At 66.3% G+C, this 19937-nt stretch carries 12 protein-coding genes and 1 pseudogene; 4 read left to right on the top strand and 9 right to left on the bottom strand.

What is annotated here, in order from left to right; translation table 11 throughout:
• Positions 1-44: 44 nt before the first annotated feature.
• The 6 genes and pseudogenes from LPB260_RS08210 to pbpC form a co-directional block, all read right to left on the bottom strand.
• Positions 45-1811, bottom strand: coding sequence for an ABC transporter ATP-binding protein (locus LPB260_RS08210; protein ID WP_208708204.1), 1767 nt, complete (start codon positions 1809-1811; stop codon positions 45-47).
• Complete coding sequence (locus tag LPB260_RS08205; protein ID WP_208708203.1) at positions 1804-2586, bottom strand: ABC transporter permease; 783 nt, start codon at positions 2584-2586, stop codon at positions 1804-1806. Before LPB260_RS08205 ends, LPB260_RS08210 begins: the two co-directional genes overlap by 8 nt.
• Positions 2587-2633: 47 nt before the next feature.
• Entirely contained in the window at positions 2634-3239 is a 606-nt protein-coding gene (locus tag LPB260_RS29310; protein ID WP_371926124.1) for a transposase, read from the bottom strand.
• The gene (locus LPB260_RS29305; RefSeq protein WP_371926123.1) at positions 3236-3523 is read right to left on the bottom strand and encodes a hypothetical protein; all 288 of its coding nucleotides are present in this window, start codon (positions 3521-3523) and stop codon (positions 3236-3238) included. The genes LPB260_RS29310 and LPB260_RS29305 overlap by 4 nt, the downstream gene beginning before the upstream one ends.
• Positions 3524-4395: 872 nt before the next feature.
• Positions 4396-5238, bottom strand: a pseudogene (locus tag LPB260_RS08195) (ShlB/FhaC/HecB family hemolysin secretion/activation protein); the annotation flags it as partial.
• A 96-nt stretch (positions 5239-5334) separates the two neighbouring features.
• Positions 5335-7698 carry a peptidoglycan glycosyltransferase PbpC gene (pbpC, locus tag LPB260_RS08190; RefSeq protein WP_371926166.1) on the bottom strand — a complete coding sequence of 788 codons (2364 nt, stop codon included), beginning with the start codon at positions 7696-7698 and terminating at the stop codon, positions 5335-5337.
• Positions 7699-8109: 411 nt separating this feature from the next.
• On the opposite strand from pbpC, the gene LPB260_RS08185 reads away from it, so the two are divergent.
• Together LPB260_RS08185 and LPB260_RS08180 are read left to right on the top strand one after the other, a co-directional pair.
• Entirely contained in the window at positions 8110-9507 is a 1398-nt protein-coding gene (locus LPB260_RS08185; protein WP_208708200.1) for a PxKF domain-containing protein, read from the top strand.
• 436 nt (positions 9508-9943) lie between these two features.
• Positions 9944-10237, top strand: a complete 294-nt coding sequence (locus LPB260_RS08180) for a hypothetical protein (RefSeq protein WP_208708199.1) — start codon at positions 9944-9946, stop codon at positions 10235-10237.
• 73 nt (positions 10238-10310) lie between these two features.
• On the opposite strand, the gene LPB260_RS08175 is transcribed toward LPB260_RS08180, so the two are convergent.
• Positions 10311-10841 carry a transposase gene (locus tag LPB260_RS08175; protein ID WP_208708198.1) on the bottom strand — a complete coding sequence of 177 codons (531 nt, stop codon included), beginning with the start codon at positions 10839-10841 and terminating at the stop codon, positions 10311-10313.
• Between the two features lie 102 nt (positions 10842-10943).
• Complete coding sequence (locus tag LPB260_RS08170; protein ID WP_208708197.1) at positions 10944-15854, bottom strand: alpha-2-macroglobulin; 4911 nt, start codon at positions 15852-15854, stop codon at positions 10944-10946.
• 151 nt (positions 15855-16005) lie between these two features.
• On the opposite strand from LPB260_RS08170, the gene LPB260_RS08165 reads away from it, so the two are divergent.
• Positions 16006-17388: an MATE family efflux transporter gene (locus LPB260_RS08165; RefSeq protein WP_208708196.1), complete on the top strand. Its 1383-nt coding sequence runs from the start codon at positions 16006-16008 to the stop codon at positions 17386-17388.
• Between the two features lie 10 nt (positions 17389-17398).
• Complete coding sequence (locus LPB260_RS08160; protein WP_208708195.1) at positions 17399-17854, top strand: DUF2214 family protein; 456 nt, start codon at positions 17399-17401, stop codon at positions 17852-17854.
• A 60-nt stretch (positions 17855-17914) separates the two neighbouring features.
• Here LPB260_RS08160 and speA read toward each other — a convergent pair whose 3' ends face one another.
• Positions 17915-19828: an arginine decarboxylase gene (gene speA / locus LPB260_RS08155; protein WP_208708194.1), complete on the bottom strand. Its 1914-nt coding sequence runs from the start codon at positions 19826-19828 to the stop codon at positions 17915-17917.
• Positions 19829-19937 lie beyond the last annotated feature (109 nt).

The following is a 19937-nucleotide window of genomic DNA, read 5'->3' as shown; positions in this document are numbered from 1 at the left end:
AACTTGGGCCTTGTCATATAAGCGCCATAAGCGCCTATTTTCGATCACTTTAGTAACTCCCACTGGGCAGGCTGATTGACCAAGCCGATCTGCACATGAACGCCAGACGGCGGCAGCACCTTAAGAGCATGGCAACGGTCATGCAGATCGTAAGAGGACGGTTCCACCGCCGAAGCTAGGTTCAGCTCGCGGAACAAAGCCACCGACACCAGATAATCCCCAGGCCCCAGCAGCAAAGGCGAAAAGTCCACTCGAATACCTCCGCTGCCATCCAACTGAGAAAAGCGCTGACCGCTCAGACTCGCAATGACCTGCATCGCGCAGGTTCCGTCGGGGCGGTAGATGGCAACCACCGGGACAGGATCAAGCACCGCCTCACTGGCATCGAAAGCTATCACCGCAAAAGCCGGCTCGCCCGTAATCAGCGTGTGTCGGCGGACACCTTCAGCGTCGAAAAAGCCAAAGCCGGTAATACGCACTTCTCCGCTGCCGTATCGGTCGTCACTGCTGAGTTCCTGCAGATCCGCGAGCAGTTCGTCTCGCCGGTTACGACCCAGAGCGAATTCTGTGTGCAGCGGCACGCGCACGGTGGTCCACACCTCACCGCTGCCCGCGGCAATTTCTATCAGCTTGCAATACACGCCCTGCTCCGGATCGTACTGCTCGAGCAGCACCGGGTGACTGGAGCTTTGGCGCAACTGCAACTGCACCCAGGCACCGACAGGAATACCGTTCGGCCAGGCAAGCTGCAGCGGGGAATGCTGATAACGCCCACCGAAGTCGCCAAACGCCCAACAGCCAGAGTCCGCGGAAGAAGCGACACGCTGCCAATTCATGAATTGAGGGTCGACGATCAGGCAAGAGCCGCCGGTGTGCACGCCAGCCATATCAATGCTGCCCAACTGCCCACTGACATCGCCATATTCGACAGCACGCAGCAGCAGTGGCTGCCTAGGCGGAGTACCATCGAGACCGACCAATCGCAGCAAGCTGGTCTGCCCGCCAGTGGTGGTTAAGGCCGACACCTGCCCACGAGTCAACGACATGCTCTTGGCCCGCACGCGCCGCTCTTCTTCATCGCGAATACTAGCCAAGTACGCCTTGCTAACTGGAAGTAAGGGGCCGTCCTGGCGAATATGCCCTCCCTCTAGCCAGATGCCGCGATCACAAAGCACCTGCACTGAGCTGATATCATGGGAGACGAACAGTATTGTCGCGCCCTGATTAGTCAACGTCTTCATACGGTGAATGCACTTTCCTAGGAAGTAGGCATCGCCGGCGCCCAGAATCTCGTCGATAATTAGCACTTCGGGGCTGGTGGATGTGGCCACAGCAAACGCCAGTCGTGCATACATTCCAGCCGAATACTCCTTTACCGGGCGCTGCAGAAAGGTATCCAGCTCAGTGAACTCAGCTATTTCCTCAATACAATCTTCCACTCGTGACGGGGGGACGCCCTGGTAGGCAAGGGCCGAGCGAATGTTATCGATACCGCTGAAATCCGGATGAAATCCCGTGCCTAGCGTCATCAGCGCCTGCACTTGTCCATTCACGCGAATCTGCCCACAGTCCGCACGCATCAGTCCAGAGATCAGACGCAACAGTGTGCTTTTACCGGCGCCATTGCGTCCGATTAGGGCCACCTTCTCGCCCCTAGAGATGTTTAGATTAATATCCGTCAGAGCCTGGAAGATGTCATAGCGACACTTCGACACAGGCCAGCCCAAAGCATCAAGTGCCCTCCAGACGGGGTGCTGGAAGCGGCGAAACGTCTTGCTGACGCCAGTAAGAGAAATCGCAAAATCAGACATGATCAGCAAACAACGGTTTAAGTCGCAGGATGAGCGCTCCACCTACGGTGAAGAGCACGCAGGCAAAAAGCGCAAACAGACCAAGCTGTTCCAGCGGCGCCTCGCCACGCACCAGACAGGCCCGATAGAGTTCCATCAGCCAGGCCAAGGGGTTGAACAGCAGTAGCGCCTTGAGTCCTTCTGGAACCATATCTGCCGTGTAGCCGATTGGCGAGACCATCATCAGAAATAGTACAAGGATTGGGATAGCCTGCTGCAGATCACGAAAAAACACCGTCAGGGTAGCGGTGATCCACACCAGACCTATCACCATAATGATCTGCAGAAGATAGATCAGCGGCACCAGCAGGTGCGTCCACTGGGCACCATGAAAATGAAGGACCGCGCCCCAGAGCAGCAACATTCCCATGCCCATAGTGGCATGGCCAATAAGTACCTCGCGGGCAACAACTAACTCGATGGGGAAAAGGGTATTCATCAGCAGATCGCGGTTGGCGACGATACTGATGGTGCCAGTGCCGAATGCCTCGGAGAACGCCAGGAAGGGAACCAGACCGGAAAACACCACTAGAATGTACCCTATGGTGTCCAGCCCTGGAATGCGAACCTGCAGGATCTGCACGAAGACCAAGCCGTACATGCTCAGAAACAGCAACGGATAAAGCAGCATCCACAATGCCCCAAGCACATTGCCACTGGTGCGCTTCCTCAGCCCGTGAACCACAGTGGCGTAAAGAATGTGTCGATGCTTTAGCAGGCTAGCCAATGCGTCCATCTCATACGTCTCTCATAGATATTTTGAGGTTATTACGACTCGTAACCCTAGGGATGCTCTGAAGTAGCCCGGTATTTCCGAGCCACTTCAGCCATCGCCCATTTGAAAGCAAGGGGATCGATCAAAATCGACCAGCCCCGCCGCCACATTATTTGCATTTTTTGGCAGGCGCGCGCCCCTCGCGGCAGCCATCTCCTACATTTCGGGCGAACCTCTCCTGCGCTCGCCAGCAAACGTCGACGCGTCATCCACAGGTCCGACAATGCAAACAGCGTCACCAGTTGCGCTGTGCTCTTCACCAGGCCACGGAAGCGCGCTATCACACAACCGAACTGACGCTTGGCCACCCTAAACGGATGCTCGACCTTTGCGCGCATCTGCGCTTTGGCCTTCCCGGTCTTGCGCTTGGTTTTGTACAGGGCACTGCGCCTATCGAGTTTCTTATAGTTACTACGACGAGCTGCGATCAGCCAAATGACTGCGCGGCCTTCATGCTCGGGTCGTTGCTCGACGCCAGTGTACCGGCATCCGCACAGACCTCGTTCTCGCCAAGCAGCTGGTCGACCTGGGTCGACATCCACCACATTGTCCACTGTACCCACCAGGCCGTGCACCAGGCCCGATTCGTCATCGACGCCGATGTGCGCCTTCATGCCGAAGTTAGACTGGCTGCCCCTCTTGGTCTGATCCTTCTTTGGATCGCGCTTGCCGCTCTTGTTCTTGGTCGAACTGGACGCTGGATAAACGTGGCATCGACGATGGTGCCCAGGCGTCGCGACAGACCACGACCACCCAAATAACCAAGCACCCCGACCGCCATCTCGTGTTTCGCCAGCAGGCGCGTAAAATTGAGGGCGGTAGTTTCGTCCGGGATGCGCTCCAGTCTCAGCCCGGCAAAACGGCGCAAGATGGTGGCCTCGTACAGTGCTTCTTTCATCGCCGGATCCCTGTAGCCAAACCAGTTCTACATCAGATGAATGCGCAGCATCGCCAGCAACGCGTACGCCGGTCGGCCGGTTTCGCCCTGGGGTAGTACGGCTCGATCAGAGCAATCAGTCCCCTCCACGGCACCACCTGCCCCCTCTCGATCAGGCGCGCCTCCTTACGGGTCTGCTTCCGCTTGCCGGCATACTCGGCTTTGGCGAAGGTCATCTGCTCTAAGGAAGAACTCGGGAGGCGGGATCGACGTATTTCATCATACTTGGGAAGTGTATACAGGGCGCGCCTTGATCGTCGACATAACCGTTGGCTAACCGAATGAAAGCCCCTCCATAATGCACTCGTAAAATGCTCCGAACAGCTGAGTCTGGCCAAGCTAAACGGTCTCCTCCTATATCTGTTTCATCACCCAAGGCATGCACTGTACCTGATAGAAATAGGCTACCTTCTCCAGACTGTCGGAGCCCGGGAAAGTCACCTTGGCCGCCTACTCCACAAGCGCCGCCATTTCAGGGAGCGCAAGTAGTTCCACAAGGCACAACGGCTCAAAGAAGCCCTCCAACTCACACATCTAGATCATTCGCAGGAGCGAGAATTACGAGGCAGAACCAACTTAAGCACTGCTGCGGTAATTGCAGAACCTAAAGAACTCCCGGCAGTTGCTTGAGTTGAGTATGTCCGTATTTTCGGCAGGATGGCAGACTGTCAACCCACAGCTTTCTCACGAAGCCCGAGCAGCTAAGAATCCGGTAGGTGATAAGCGCGCCTAGCGTGACACATCGAACATTGCGCCGCCAACCTTTTCAATGCCCAGAGTAAGATCTTCGCGAGCCTGGCTCGCTACGGCCGTAATCGGCATCCTCGAGCTCGCGAATAGCGGAGGCTCTGGTTGTGCGAGTGGCGATAGCTGTCGCTGACCGCATCGCCACCGGCGCGCAGGCTCAACTGGTCGGCCAGGCCCAGCGGGCTGTCCCAGTCCAGGCCCAGGCCCAGGCCCCACTGCTGCTCGCCGGTGCTTGGCTGGCCGTCGTTGTGGCGCGTCAGGCTGGCGCGCCAGGGCTTGCTGCGCTGGCCCTTGAGCTGCACGCGGCTGCCACCGACCTGCTCGCCGGGCAGCAGCTCCAGCTGCGCCTGGCGCGAGGGCAGGCGGTTGAGCTGCTCGACCAGCTGCTCCAGCTCACGCAGGTTGAGCACCTCAGCGGTGCGTCCGGGAAAGCTCATGGCCAGCTCGCGCTCGCTGGCCAGCTCGGAGCTGTCCAGCCCCTCGAGCCGCCCTTCGACCACGATGACCTTGAGCGTGCCATCGGCCAGCTCCTGCGGCGGCAGGTAGGCGCGGGTGGTGACGTAGCCACGGCCGAGGTAGTGATTGGTGATGACCTTGAGCAGCTGGTTGAGCTGGCCGGCGGCCAGGCACTGGCCGACGAAGGGCGCCAGCAAGCTGGCCTGTTCGGCCTCGCCGAGCAGGCTGGCGCCGCTCAGCTCGATCTGCTGGATGTCGAAACAGCGTTCGCTGTCGCCAGCCGGCTCGGACGGCAGCTGCGGCGTCGCGCCGGGCAGCTGGCGCAGTTCTTCCAGGCGCTGCTGCTGCTCCTGCAGCAGGCGTTCCTGGCGCTCACGAATCAGCTCTCGATCGCCCGGGGTCTGCGCGGCCAGGGCAACAGGGGCGAGGGTAACGATCAGCCAGGCGGCCAGCGGCGTACTACGAAGCGCCATGCTTTCAATCCCTTGAGCGGCAAAAAAATCCGGCGCGCATTTAACCACATGGCATCCGGCCATCACCGCTAAAGCTTCGTGACACCCCTCACAGTTCTAGTCATCCACGCGAAACCCCAGCCGCGCGGTTTGCCCGCTTTCGTCCAGCACGCTGAGCCGATAGTGACCGCTGCGCGCGAAGGTTTGCTCGAGTACCGCCTCGGCGGCGCTCTCGCCGATCGGCTGGCCGTCGAGGAACCACCAGCGCCGGCCGCCGCCGCCCAGGGCAGAGAGGCTCAGGCGCAGCGGTGTGGCGCTGGTGGCGGGTCGGCGCAGGCGGTCGCCGTCGCTGACGCCGACGATCGACAGGGGCGCGGCGGCCGCTGGCTGGCTTGGCGGGCAGCGCGGGTCGACCGCCGGCAGGCGCGCGCTGCGCCGCTCGCGGCGCGGCAGCCAGGGCTCCAGCGGCGCCGGCCACAGGGCGATGTCGCGAGCCTCGGCGCCGGCACAGCCGGCATCGACACGCAGGCCCTCGGCATTGAGCCAGATGGTCTCCCGCAGGCCCAGGCCGAGGGGCTGGTCCAGCGCCTGCAGGGTCGGCGGCGTGGTGCCGGCCAGGGTCCAGGCGAAGCGCTGGCGCCGGCAGTTGGGGTCGCCCCGCTCCAACGGCTGGCCCAGGGGCCAGCAGATCGCCGCCACACCGACCTCGGCGGGCTGCGGGTCTGCGGGCAACGCAATGCCGCGCTGGCTGTCGCGGTTGCTCAGCAGGTCGTGCACCTGCAGCAGCAGCGGCGCAGCCGAGGCCAGGCCGAACTGACCGGGCACCGGGGTGCCATCCGGGCGACCGATCCACACGCCAATCACATGGCGCGGCGCCACGCCGATCGCCCAGGCATCGCGAAAGCCGTAGCTGGTGCCGGTCTTCCAGGCCAGGCTCGGGCGCTGCACCAGTTGCGCCCGCGGGTCGCGGTCGGGCCGCGCCTGGCCGCTGAGGATGCGCCGCACGATCCAGGCGGCGCCGGGGGACAGCAGGCGCCGCTCATGCAGGGCGTCGCCGGGCTGCAGGCGCAGGCGCGCGGCGCGCCCACCACGGGCGAAGGCGCTGTAGCCGCTGACCAGCTCTTCCAGGCGGCTGCCGGCGCCGCCGAGGATCAGCGCCAGGTTCGGTTCGGCCAGCGGCGGCAGGGCCAGGGGCACGCCGGCATGGCGCAGTTCGCCGGCGAAACGCTTGGAGCCGTAGGCCTCCAGCAATTGCACCGCGGGCAGGTTGAGGGAGCTGGCCAGGGCCTGGCTGGCCGATACCGCGCCGCTGAAATCGGCGGCGAAGTTGCCGGGGCGGTAGTCGCCGTAGCGCCGCGGCACGTCCTGCAGCAGGGATTCGGAATGGATCAGCCCGGCATCCAGGGCCATGCCGTAGAGGAAGGGCTTGAGGGTCGAACCGGGCGAGCGCACGGCACTGATCATGTCGACATGGCCGAAGCGCGCGGCATCGCCGATATCCACCGAGCCCAGGTAGGCACGCACCGCCATGCTTGGCTGCTCGACCACCAGGATCGCCGCCGAGGTACGCTCCGGCAGGCGCGCGCGCCAGCCCAGCAGCAGGTCCTCCAGGCGGCGCTGCAGCGCGGCATCGAGGGTGGTGCGGATCAGCGGCGGGCTGCCGGGTACATTCAGCCGCCGCGCCAGCAGCGGCGCCAGCGACGGCTGCCGGCGCGGCGCCAGCAGCACCGCCTCCTCCAGGGCGTCCTCGACCAGCGCCTGCGGCCACACGCCAAAGCCGGCCAGACGCGCCAGCACCTTGTCGCGCGCCGCCTGGGCGCGCTGTGGGTGACGGTCCGGGCGCAGGCGGCTGGGAGCCTGGGGCAGCACCGCGAGCAGGGCCGCCTCGGCGCGGGTCAGGCTGGCCGGCGACTTGCCCAGGTAGCTCCAGCTGGCCGCCGCCACGCCCTGCAGGGTGCCGCCGAAAGGCGCGCGGTTGAGATACAGGCCGAGAATCTCGTCCTTGGACAGGTGCCACTCCAGCTGCAGGGTGCGCGCCAGCTGCTTGAGCTTGCCGGCCAGAGAGCGGTCGTGGGGATCGAGCAGGCGCGCCACCTGCATCGACAGGGTGCTGCCACCGGACACCACTCGCCCGCCGCGCAGGTTCTGCCAGGTGGCGCGCACCAGGGCCAGGGGGTTGACCCCGGGATGCCGGTAGAACCAGCGATCCTCGTAGGTCAGCAGCGCCTGCAGGTAGTAGGGCGAGACCTGCTGCAGGCTCACCGGGTAGCGCCACACCCCCTTGGCATCGGCGAAGCGCCACAGCGGCGTGCCGTCCTCGGCCAGCACCACCCGGGCCAGGTCGTCGTGCGGCAGCGGCAGCGGACACAGCCGGTCGGCCAGCCACAGCGATGCTGGCACCAGCAGCAATGCTGCCATCAGCCAGGCTCGACGACGCGCCCTGCCGAGCCTGACAACCTGCCGCCACTGCGACCACCAGATCAAAGCGCTAACTCCTTTAAATTTAACGACTTATTGACTGATTGATTGCAATTAGCCAGCACTCGAAAAGTCGTAAAAATGACGCCAGCGAACAACCCAACCACTCGAAACATACCGATCGTCGGAATACTGTCACAAAGCACATTTTCCATCGATTCGCGGCTTTACAGAGTATCCGCGCCTGCCTAAACCCATATCACACTGATATCAGGTGACCGGGGCCGATCATCTGAATTAGTGACGCACTCAAAACAAGTTTCCGGCCCCCGAAAAAGACGACATCAGACTCAAGCGCTTAGCCAGGCATGCACGGAGCCGGCGCTCGCTGCTGCCTGGCTGACGGGATGACTCTCGAACTGATTCGCCTCACTTGGACGTAGACGCTTATCAACTCAAGGCAGGGCAGTAACCATGGATAGCAACTATTTTGAGCGTTCGCCGCACATCGCCAAAAAACTCAACAGGGTGACAGACGTGAGCCATTCCATGCCGACAGGCCAAACGCCTGATTCCGGCGCTTGTTGGGGCTCAGCCCGACTGGCCGGCCTTGCGACCCTGGCACTGGCCCTCTCCCTGCCGTCGGTGACCGCACAGGCCGCGCCGACAGTGACCCAGGGCTGCGTATTAGGCCAAGGTGAAACGCTGACGCTGAAAGGGTCGGTCAGTTATTTCAACCTCAGCAGCGGCGGCGGCGGGAAAGAAATATCGATAAGCGAATTGCCGGTGATCGCCCCAGCGGCGACAGGCGACGTCACATGGGAGACAGGCAAGGCCGTAATGTTCACCTATAACGGTGTCGGCAACTTGAGCACCGCCGTGGAAAGCTTGGGTCAGCCTATTACACGCAACCTATCCAATCTGGGCCCATTAAACTACCTGCAGATCACTATCACCAAGAACCAGACGCCTACCTCCATCAGTCTAAATAACGTGTCACTCGGAGGTGAGTCTCTGGGCAGTTTTACAAAACCAGTTGGCACTAGTGGCCCCACGTGCTGGAGCGTGACGGGGGTCGACATGGCCGCCGGCTTCACGCTCAGCGGTGCACTTGCCTTATCTGGAAGTTTTGGCGGAGGGGCGTCCAGCAATGTCACGATCAGCATTGGCCACCTGGAGGTACCGGACGTGGTAGTGCTGCCAGCCGACGAGGCCGGCCCCATCACGTCGGACGTAGCCGTTCTGCCGGATCCCATATATCTGAACGGCACTGCAACCGTCAGCGCGACGGTCGACGACAGCAGCACTGGCGGCAGCCTGATCGCCGATGCCGAATACAGTGTCGACAATGGCGCCTGGCTGCCCATGAGTGCGAAGGACGGTGCCTTTGATGGGGTGGCGGAGGATGTCGAGGTCAGCTTCGACGCGACGTCCGTCGGCAACCATGAAGTCTGTGTCCGAGGTACGGACTCTGCCGGCAATACCGGAGAGCCGCTGTGCCAGAGTTTCCTGGTGACCTACAAGTTCGACGGGTTCTTCAGCCCGGTGGACAATGGCCTGGTTAACGTCGCGAAGGCCGGGCAAACGATACCGATCAAGTGGCGCCTGACCGACGCCAACAACGTGCCAATTGCCTATGGCTCGAGTTTCAGTGGCATGTTCTCCTCGGAAAACCTCTGCGTCGGGGGCCAACCGACCGATGCCGTCGAGGAAACCACTTCCGGCAGCAGCGGCCTGCAGTACAACGGCGACGGCTATTGGCAGTTCAACTGGAAGACGCCCAAGGACTATGCGAGCAAGTGTCGCGTGCTGTACATGCAGTACAACAGCGGCGCCACCTCGCCGGTGGTGAAGTTCGAGTTCAAGAAGTAACAGTACGCAGAAATGGAGCAGCCCGGGGTCGTCCGTCCCCCGGGTTGTTCACTCCGAAAAAGCTCCGAGCCCCCAGCAGTAGCCCGAATGAAGTCCGCCACTCCTCGAAATACAACCCGCCCCCTTCTGTCGCGCCCCTGCCATCCCCCAGCTTTGCCTGCTGCACTCCGAGCCGAAGCCCTCCAGACCTAGACCTGCTCCTGCCACGCCGGACGACACTCCCATACGCAGTGCAAGACGTTGCCACGGATTGCATCCGTGCTACTGCTGGCACTTCCAGCAACGCGGGACTGATCCACGCGCCAGGCAGAACCGCCGCCTGGCAGCAGTCCGCCAAGCCTGCGGATCTGCTCTGCCGATGGCACACTAGGCGCCTTTGCCGCCGGCGCTCGCCGGCGATCACCCACTGCGCCGCAGGGCGGAAAGGATTTGTCGAATGCAGGTGGAAAGTTTTTTCGAGTGGCTGGGCCGAGCCTTTGGCGAGTTGATCCGCTTTGTCGTCGAGGCCCTGGGCGGCTTTTTCGAGTTGATGGGCAGCGCGGTCGCCGGCTTCATCTCGGGCCTGTCCCAGGCCCTCGGCATCACCCCGTCGCTGCTCGGCATCGCCGTGCTGGTGATCGGCCTGCTGCTGCTCTACGCCGCACTGCGCGCCTTCCTGCGCCGCTCGATCATCGCCGGACTGGTGTGGCTGTTCCTCGGCCTGTGGCTGCTCAGCGGCCTGATTCACTAGGCGTTGAATGGGTGCTGCCCCGGATTGCATCCGGGCTACGGGAGAGGCGTAGCCGGATGCAATCCGGGAGCGCTTACGCCCCCGCACGGCTGACCGCCCGCTCGTCTCCTCCAGCCCAATCGCGCGGCAACAGGCCGCGCTGCACATAGCGGTGGAAGCTGGAGTGCGGCCAGTCGCACACCCGCTCGACCAGGCCATGCTTCTGCGGGTTGATGTGGATGTAATCCACATGGGCGGCCAGGCCCCGTTCATCGCGGATCAGGTGTTCCCAGAAGCGCCGCTGCCAGAGATTGGCCTCCCCCCTGGCATTGAGCCTGATGGTGTGGTCCGGCTGGGCGCGCAGCGCGGCGACGAACATCGACTTGAGCAGGCGGAAGCGCGATGAAAAATCGGCATCGCGCCGGGGTAACGGCATCAGCATATGCAGGTGGTCCGGCAGCAGGACGATAGCGGGCAGCGCAAAGGGCTGTTGCCGGCGCCCCCGACGCAAGGCATCGCCCAGGGCTGCACGGTGCAGCAGCAGGGTATCCGCGCGCCTGTCCTGCAGCGCCAGGGGGAGGAAGTAACAGGCGCCGGGCACGCGGGCCCGGCGGTAGAGCACCATGCTGCAGACCTCCCTGCCTGAGTCTCGTCCCGGATTTCATCCGGGCTACCACGAGCACGCAGGCATGCTTTGTAGCCCGGATGCAATCCGGGAAGCCTTCTATCACCGCTCCCTGACCACCAGGCGCCCCGGCGACTCGCCCAGGGCCTGCCAGTTCGGCCGGTACATGGATTCGACCTGGGGCGGCGGCACCCGGTAGCTGCCCGGGGTCACGGCGCGCGCCAGGTACAGCAGGTGGGTGGTGCCGTGGCCATAGAGGTCCAGGGCGGCGACGTAGCGATCGCCGCGGAACTCCTGATGCTTGAGCCGCGCGCTCTGCATCGAACGCTGCCACTCCTGCACCGCACTGCCGGCATCGGCCAGGCTGGCGGCGCTCTGCGCCAGGTTCTGGTTTTCCAGCTCCAGGCCGGCCGGCAGCAGGTCGACCACCAGGGCATCGGGCACCCGCTGCTTGGCCGCCACCGTCAGGTGCACCAGCACCAGCTCGCCGCTGTTCAGCGCTCCCAGGTCCAACGGGCGGCCGTCCATGCCCAGGTACTCGCGGAAGATGCTGAGGTTCTCGCCGCCGGCCGCCGGCGCTTCGCGCGGGTAGCCGGACAGGGTCAGCTGCTGGTACAGCGGCGCCGCGCCGGCGTGACTGATGGTCAGCGGCGCGGCCAGTTGCTCGCCCTCGAGCTTGAGGCCCGGCTGGGCGTCACTCAGGCTGAACGCGAAGGCCCCGCTCTGCAGCTGGGCCGTCCAGGCCGCCTCGGGCTTGCCGAGCAGGGTGCGCCCGGCCAGGAACAGGGCGTTGCGCTCCTGGGTCGACAGCCAGCGCTGGCTGGCGACTTCGTCGGCCAGGGCGAACAGCCGTTGCTCGCGGCTGCCGGCGGCCAGTTCGTGCTCCTCCAGCAGGGCCAGGATCAGCGCCTGGTCGCGCAGCGCGCTGCCGTAGTCGGCCAGCCAGCGCTGGCTGTCGCGGCCGCGCGCCAGGCCGGCGGCCAGGGCCTGCTCGGCGCGCGGCGCATCGCCCATCTTCTGCAGGGCCACGGCCAGGTGCACCAGCGGCAGGCCGGACTGGGCGTCGCCGCGCCGCTCGAACAGGCTGCGCAGGGCGCCCAGCGGCGCCTGCTGGCTGCGCGCCAGGACGTAGCCGGCGTAGGCCTGCACGGCGAAGCGGCTGTGGTTGCCGTCCTGGCTGTAGTCGACCTCGATCAGGTTGCGTTCCTGCAGGTAGCGCAGCAGGCGCTCGCTGGCCTTTTTCAGTGCCTCGGCCGGCACGCCGAAGCCCTGCTCGCGGGCGCGCAGGAGGAAGTCGGTGACGTAGGCCGTCAGCCAGAATTCCTCGCTGCCGTCGGCGCCCCACAGGCCGAAGCTGCCGTTGTGCCGCTGCATGCCCAGCAGGCGCTCGATGCCCAGTTCGATGGCCCTCCGCCGCTGGGGCTCGGGCTCGGCCGCGATGCCGAGGCGCTGGAGGCTCGCCGCGTCGGCATAGAGCGACGGATACAGGCCGCTGGTGGTCTGCTCCAGGCAACCATAGGGGTAGGCCTTGAGCGCGCGGATGTGCTCGCCGAGGTTGAGCGGCGGGCGGCTGGACAGCTGCAGGCGCGCCTCCAGTCCGGCCGGCTCGAAGGCTTGCAGGGCGTCGTCCGGCAGGCGCCAGGGCTGGTCCTCGAGCACCGCGCGGAACTGCCGCAGCTGCGCCGGGTAGGCCGGGCGCACGCCCAGGGTCCACTGGCGCGCGAAGGGCGGCAGCGACTCGCCGGGCAATGTCAGGCCCTGCACCTCGACGCCGATGCGCCCCTGGCCGTAGCCGCCGAGGGCCCGCACCGGCAGGCGCAGAATGCGCCGCTCGCCCGCGTCCAGGCGAATGCCGTGCACCGCCTCTGCCGCGTCTGCCAGTTGCAGCTGGCCCTCGACGGCGAGCTGCACCTGCAGCTGCTGGGCCCGGCCGGACAGGTTGTGCAGGTCCAGCGCCAGGCGGGTTTCGTCGCCGCCGGCGAGAAAGCGCGGCGCCGACAGTTCGGCGATCAGCGGCGCGGCCACCAGGGTCTTGGCCTCGGCCATGCCGTAGCGCTCGTCGGTCCAGGCCTGGGCCATCAGGCGCAGTTCGCCGTTGAAGTCCGGGATGTCCAGGCTGACTTCGCCCTCGCCCTGCTCGTCCAGCCACAGCGGCTGGCTCTGCAGGGCGACGATCAGCACGCTGGTGTCCGGGCGCTTGCCGCCGGCGGCCAGGGCCGCATCGCCGCCGAAGGCCAGCTTGGCCACCCGGCCCTGGCCGGCCTCGATCAGCTGGCCGTAGACATCCAGCTGGTCGGCGCCGTAGGCCTTGCGCCCGAACAGCGCGGCGAAGGGGTCGGGGGTGGGGTAGCCGGTGATGTTGAGGATGCCGGCATCCACCGCGGCGACCAGCACCCGGGCGCGCCGGGGCACGCTGCCATCGGCGTTGCGCGCCTGCACCCTGATCTTCAGCGGCTGGCTGGGGCGCATCTTCTCCGTGGCCTCGAGGCGCAGCGCCAGCTTGCGCGGCGCGCGCTCGAGCGGCAGGTGCAGCAGGCCGACCGCGCGCTTGGGCGTGGCGTTGCCCTGCCGTTCGCCGGGGCGGATCACCAGGGCGCTGACGTACAGGTCGTGGCGCGCCCAGGCCTTGGCGATGGGAATCTCGAAGCGCTTGCCCTCGGCCGGCACCTCGATCTCCTGCCACCACAGCGGGCCGTCGCTGGATTCGACCAGCAGGTAGCCGTTGCCGGCGGCCGGCGGGGTGACCGTGACCTGGGCGGTGTCGCCCTCGACATAGGCCGGCTGGTCCAGGGCCAGCTTGACCTGATCCGGGCGCACCGCACCGCCGCCGGCGTTGTCCTGCCAGCGGTAGCCGGCCCAGAAGCGCAGGCTGCTGAGCAGGCCGGTCTGGCCGTCGATCACCTCGACCCGGTACGGGCCCCACTCCACCGGGAAGCTGACCTTCGCCGTGGCGCCGGCCGCGACACTGAGCGGCTGCTCGCTGAGGGTCAGGTACTTCTCGTTGTAGTGGTGGCTCCAGCCATCGCTCGCCGAGAAGTTCCAGTAGTAATCGCGGCGCTCGCGCACCAGGCGCACCGTCAGCTGCTCGGCGGCCAGCTTGCGCCCGGCGGCGTCGGCCACCAGCACCTCGAACTCGGCCAGGCTGTCGGCGTCGACCTGCTCGCCGTCGAACAGGCCGCGCAGCCCCGGCAGGCGCTCGGCCGGCCACACCGGCTGCACCAGGCGGCGGGTGATGGGGCGGCCACCGGACTCCTGCAGGCTGGCCTGGAGGATCAGTTGCAACGGCGACCTGGCGTCGCGCCAGCGGCTGTCGATCTCCAGCCGGGTCCGGCCCTGCTCGTCCAGGCTGGTTTCCTCCAGCTCGATATCCTGGCTCAGCTCCGGCTCGGTGACCGAGCCGAACTGATAGCCCAGCAGGCCGGCCACCGCCTCGCGCAGCGGTCGCACGTAGAGCTGGCCACTGAGGCGGTTGCCCGCGGCCGGGGCGCCATAGAGGTAGCGCCCGCTCACCGCGAACTCGGCCTGCTCGGCCGGGGCAAAGGGGCTGTCGCGGCCCTCGAGTTCCAGGGCCAGGCGCTCGGGGAGGAAGTCCTCGACGGCGAACTCGTAGAGCTGCGGCTGGCCGTCGCCAAGATCGAGCAGCAACTGCCAGCGCCCGGTCGGCGCCTCCTCGGCCAGCTGCAGCTGGTACTGGTAGAGGCCGGCGTCATCGGCCTGCCAGACGAACTTGCGACTGACCTGCTCGTCCGGCCGGCGCACCTCGACGCTGACCGGCTGGGCCGGCACCGCGCGGCCGTCGGCGTCGCGCAGCAGGGCATTGAGCAGCACGGTCTCGCCCGGGCGATAGAGATCCCGCGGGCCGAACACGAAGAACTGCAACGGCTGCGCCTTGGGCCCGGCGATATCGAACTCGGCCAGGTCCAGGGCCGGCCCGGCGAGGCGCAGCAGGCTGGTCTGCTCGCCCTGGCGCGCCAGCAGCAGGTCGGCCTTGGCCGGCAACGGCAGTTCGGCGTGGCCGGCGTCGTCGGTCTTGCCCGCGGCCAGCACCCGGCCCTTGTTATCGAGCAGCTCCAGCTCGACCTCGGCCAATGCCTGACCACCCGCCAGGGCCTGGGTGAACACGTCCAGGCGCTGGCCGTAGCGGTGGGCGGACAGGCCGATGTCGCTGAGGCTGAACAACGTGGCCGGCTGCGAGTAGCCGTAGCTGCCGGCCTCGCGCATCACCGCCAGGTACACCCCTGGCTGCTGGAACGGTGGCAGGCCGGCGAGCGGCAGCAGCAGGGTCTCGCGGGTGTTGCGCGCCGGGTTGAGGTCGAAGCGACCTCCATACACCAGCTCGGCCATCGGCAGCAGCTGCTGCGCCTCCCAGGTTTCCAGGTTGCTGCTGCGCCCCCACTGGGCCAGAAAGCGCGGCAGCGCCTGGGGCTTGATGCGGAAGAATTCGACGTTGACCCGGTCGACGTTCAGGGCGATCACCGGCAGGCCTTCGGCCAGCCGGGTCGGCAGCAGCGAGCCGCGGCTGGCGAAACCAACGCTGGGCTGCAGGTCGCGGGTCTGCACGCGGCTGATATGTTCATCGGCCAGCTCGGCGCCGTTGACCGCGCGCAGGCCGGCATCCACGGTCAGTACCAGTTTGCGTCGCGGCTCCAGGTGGCGCAGGCGCAGCTCCATCAGGCTGTCGGCCAGCTCCCAGGCACCATCGACCTTGCCGCTCTTGCTGTCGACCAGGTGCAGGCGCTCGGCGAAGTTCTGTTCGGGCTCCAGCGGCACCGCGAAACTCACCGACAGGGCACTGGCGCCGTCCAGCTGCACCTCGGAGACATCCACCACACTCAGCTCGCGACCGGCATAGCGCGCGGCCAGGGCCTCGCGGTCGACCCGGGGCGGCGCCTGCGGGACGCTACTGGCCGGTGCCGACGCCGGCGTGGCGCTGACCTGGGCCGGCTCGGTGGAGGAATCACAGGCGCTGAGCAGGCTCAGGACAAGTGCCAGAAGCAGTCCTTTGTTCGGCATTGCGGGCTCCAGACATGGCGGGTGCGGACGCCGGACACTATAGCCCAGGGCCCGCCCGGCAAGCTGCCAGGCCGTGCACAACCCGGGCCGGCACCCGGCTTATCGGCGCGGCGTCGCCTTCCGTATACTGCAGCGCTGTCCGGGAGCCCCTATGTCCTTGCTACGCGATGCCTGGCGTCACCGCCCGACCCACCAACGGGTCTGGGCCCTGGCGGCGCCGATGATCCTCTCCAACCTGTCCGTGCCGCTGGTGGCGCTGGTCGACAGCGCGGTGGTCGGCCACCTGCCCCACGCCCATCAGCTCGCCGCCGTGGCCGTCGGCGCCAGCCTGTATACCCTGCTGGCCTGGACCGTGGGCTTCCTGCGCATGGGCACCACCGGTTTCGCCGCCCAGGCCGCCGGCCGCGAGGACGGCGGCGCTCTGCGCCAGGTGCTGTGCCAGGGCCTGCTGCTGGCCGGCGGCCTGGCGCTGCTGCTGATGCTCCTGGCGTTGCCCTTCAGCGGCCTGGCCCTGAGCCTGATGCAGCCCTCGGCGGCCCTCGACGAGCTGGCCCGCAGCTACCTGCATATCCGCCTGCTCGGCCTGCCGGCGGCGCTGGCCAGCTATGCGCTGATCGGCTGGCTGCTCGGCACCCAGAACGCCCGTGGGCCGCTGGCCATCCTGCTGACCACCAACCTGCTCAACGTGGCCCTCGACCTGCTGTTCGTGCTCGGCCTGCAGTGGGGCGTGGCCGGCGCCGCCTGGGCCTCGGTGCTGGCCGAATGGAGCGGTGCGCTGCTCGGCCTGTACCTGGCCCGGCGCGCCCTGGCCGCCTATGCCGGCGGCATCGAGTGGCCGCTGCTGCGCCGCTGGGCCAGCTGGCGCCCCTTGCTGGCGGTCAATCGCGACATCTTTATCCGCAGCCTGGCGCTGCAGTCGGTGTTCTTCCTGGTCACGGTGCAGGGTACCCGCCTGGGCGACGCCACGGTGGCGGCCAACGCCCTGCTGCTCAACGGCCTGCTGCTCACCGCCCACGCCCTCGATGGCCTGGCCCATGCGGTCGAGGCGCTGTGCGGCCACGCCCTCGGCGCCGGCGACCGCCGGGCCCTGCGCCGCAGCCTGATCGTCGCCGCCGGCTGGTCGATGCTGGCCAGCCTCGGCTTCGCCCTGTTCTTCTGGTTCGGCGGCCACTGGTTCATCGCCCTGCAGACCGACATCGCGGTGGTGCGCGCCACGGCCCTCGACTACCTGCCCTACCTGGCCCTGCTGCCCGTGATCGCGGTATCGAGCTACCTGCTCGACGGCCTGTTCATCGGTGCCACCAGGGCGCGGGAGATGCGCGACGCCATGCTCCTGGCGCTGCTGCCCAGCCTGGCGCTGGGCTGGCTGCTGCAGCCCCTGGGCAACCACGGCTTGTGGCTGGCCTTCCTTGCCTTCATGCTACTGCGAAGCCTCAGCCTGGGTGGCTATGCGTATCGCCTGACCCGCCGCGACGCGTGGTTCGGCGCCCCCGGGCCGACCCATCCACGCCCAACCGACTGTTCCACCGAGTAAGGAAACTCCCATGGCCGAAGCCATTGCCGCCTACCTGCACTACCTGTCGATCTTCGTCCTGTTCGCCCTGCTGACCCTGGAGCACCAGCTGTTCAAGCTGCCCCTGGACCTGCAGCGGGCGCGCAGCCTGGTGCGCCTCGACGCCGCCTATGGCATGAGCGCCGTGCTGGTGCTGCTCACCGGCGCGGCGCGGGCCTTGTGGTTCGCCAAGGGCCTGGACTACTACCTGCACAACGGCCTGTTCCACGCCAAGCTCACCCTGTTCGTTCTGGTCGGCCTGCTGTCGATCGTGCCGACCCTGCTATTCCTCGGCTGGCGCAAGAGCCTGAAGGCCGGCCAGCTGCCCGAGGTCAGCGCGAGCCAGGCCCGCCGGGTGACCCTGGTCATCCGCCTGGAGCTGCTGTTGCTGCTGCTGATTCCGCTGCTGGCGGCGCTGATGGCCCGCGGCGTCGGCTACTTCGGCTGAGCGCCGGCGGAAACGAAAACGCCCGGCACGAGCCGGGCGTTTTCATTGGGCGGCGAAGCGTCAGGACGCCAGGTAGGAGGAGCGGGTCAGGCCCAGGCGCAGGGCGTCGAGGAACTGGGTACGCTCGCGGGCGCTGATCTTGGCGCTGGCCACCTTGTCGCGGTAGTGGGTCATCAGCTCCTCCGGCGACAGGTGCACGTAGCGCAGCATGTCCTCGATGGTGTCGTGGGTCTCGATACCGGCGTGGTACACACTGCCGTCCTGGTTCTGGTAGATGTTCACCGAGTCGGTGTCACCGAACAGGTTGTGCATGTCGCCGAGGATCTCCTGGTAGGCGCCGACCAGGAAGATCCCCAGCAGGTAGTCCTCGCCCTCGCGCAGGGCATGCACCGGCAGGCTGGTCTCGATGCTCTGCTCGTCGACGTACTGCTTGATCTTGCCGTCCGAGTCGCAGGTCAGGTCCTGCAGCACGGCGCGGCGCAGCGGCTCCTCGTCCAGGCGGTTGAGCGGCAGGATCGGCAGCACCTGATCGATCGCCCAGGTGTCCGGCAGGCTCTGGAACACCGAAAAGTTGCAGATGTACTTGTCGGCCAGCTTGTCGTTGAGCTCGTCGAGCACCTGGCGGTGCGAGCGCTGGCGCGCCTTCAGCGAGTCGTACAGGCGCCGGCACACGGCGAAGTAGCACTGCTCGGCCAGGGCCTTTTCGCGCAGGCTGACCTTGCCCTCGGCGTACTGCGCGGCCACGTCGCTGATGTAGTGGGTGGCGCGCCAGTAGGTCTCGGTGACCATCTCGATGTCGGTGGGGCCGAGCAGCTCGACCAGGTGCTGCACCGTCTCCGGCAGGCTGGCGACGTCCTCGATCACCGGCACCTCGTCGTTGTGCTTCTCCACATCGGTGACCTGCACGATCAGCATCGCGTGGTGCGCGGTCAGCGAGCGGCCGCTCTCCGAGAAGATGCGCGGGTGCGGCAGCTCCTGGGCGTCGCAGAACTCCTTGAGCATGCCCACCACCACGCCGGCGTAATCGTCCATGTCGTAGTTGATCGAGCTGGCGTTGCGCGAGTGGGTACCGTCGTAGTCGACCCCCAGGCCGCCGCCGACGTCGACGTGGTCGACCGGCAGGCCGAGGCCACGCAGCTCGCCGTAGTAACGGATGGCCTCGCGGAAGCCGTGCTGGTAGTCGGCCAGGTTGGCGATCTGCGAGCCCATGTGGAAGTGCAGCAGGCGGATGCCCTGGTCGAGCCCCGCCGCGCGGAAACGCTCGACCACCGACAGCAGCTGCGCCGCCGACAGGCCGAACTTGGACTTCTCGCCGCCGGTGTCGGCCCACTTGCTCGAGGCCAGCGACGACAGGCGCACGCGCAGGCCGATCTGCGGGGCGACCTTGAGCTCGGCCGCCTCCTCGATCACCAGCTGCACCTCGGATTCCTTCTCGATGACGATGAACACGCTGTGGCCGAGCTTCTGGCCGATCAGCGCCAGGCGGATGAACTCGCGGTCCTTGTAGCCGTTGCAGACGATGGTGCCGCCCTTCGGCGCCAGCGCCAGCACCGCCAGCAGCTCCGGCTTGGAGCCGGCTTCTAGGCCGATGGAGACGTTCTGCGTGGCGATGATGTTCTCCACCACCGCCTCCTGCTGGTTGACCTTGATCGGGTACAGCGCGGTGTACTGGTTCTCGTAGCCGAGGCGCGCGATGTTGGCGTCGAAGGCGCCGGTCAGGCCGCGCACGCGGTCCTGCAGGATGTCCGGAAAACGCACCAGCAACGGCAGGCTCAGGCCGCTCTCGCGCAGCTCCTCGACCTGGGCGAACAGGTCGATCGGCGTGCTGCCAGGGCCGTTGGGGCGCACCTCGACGCGGCCGCTTTCATTGATCGCGAAATACCCCGCGCCCCAATGCCGAATGCCGTAGACGCTGCGGCTGTCCGCGACCGTCCACTGGCTACCGTCATCTTTGCGTGTGCGTCGTGCAGACATCGAGTTCTCCCTTGCTAGAGATGGAGGCCAGGGGGTCAGCCCGGGCAACAGCAGATTAGAGTGAGCAAATGAACAAAGCCCGGCAGTCGACCCGCGACTTGCCGAGAAA

This window comes from Pseudomonas sp. LPB0260 (genome assembly GCF_013388395.1).
The sequence above is the reverse complement of the archived record's forward strand: the minus strand, read 5'-3'. Positions and strand labels throughout refer to the sequence as shown.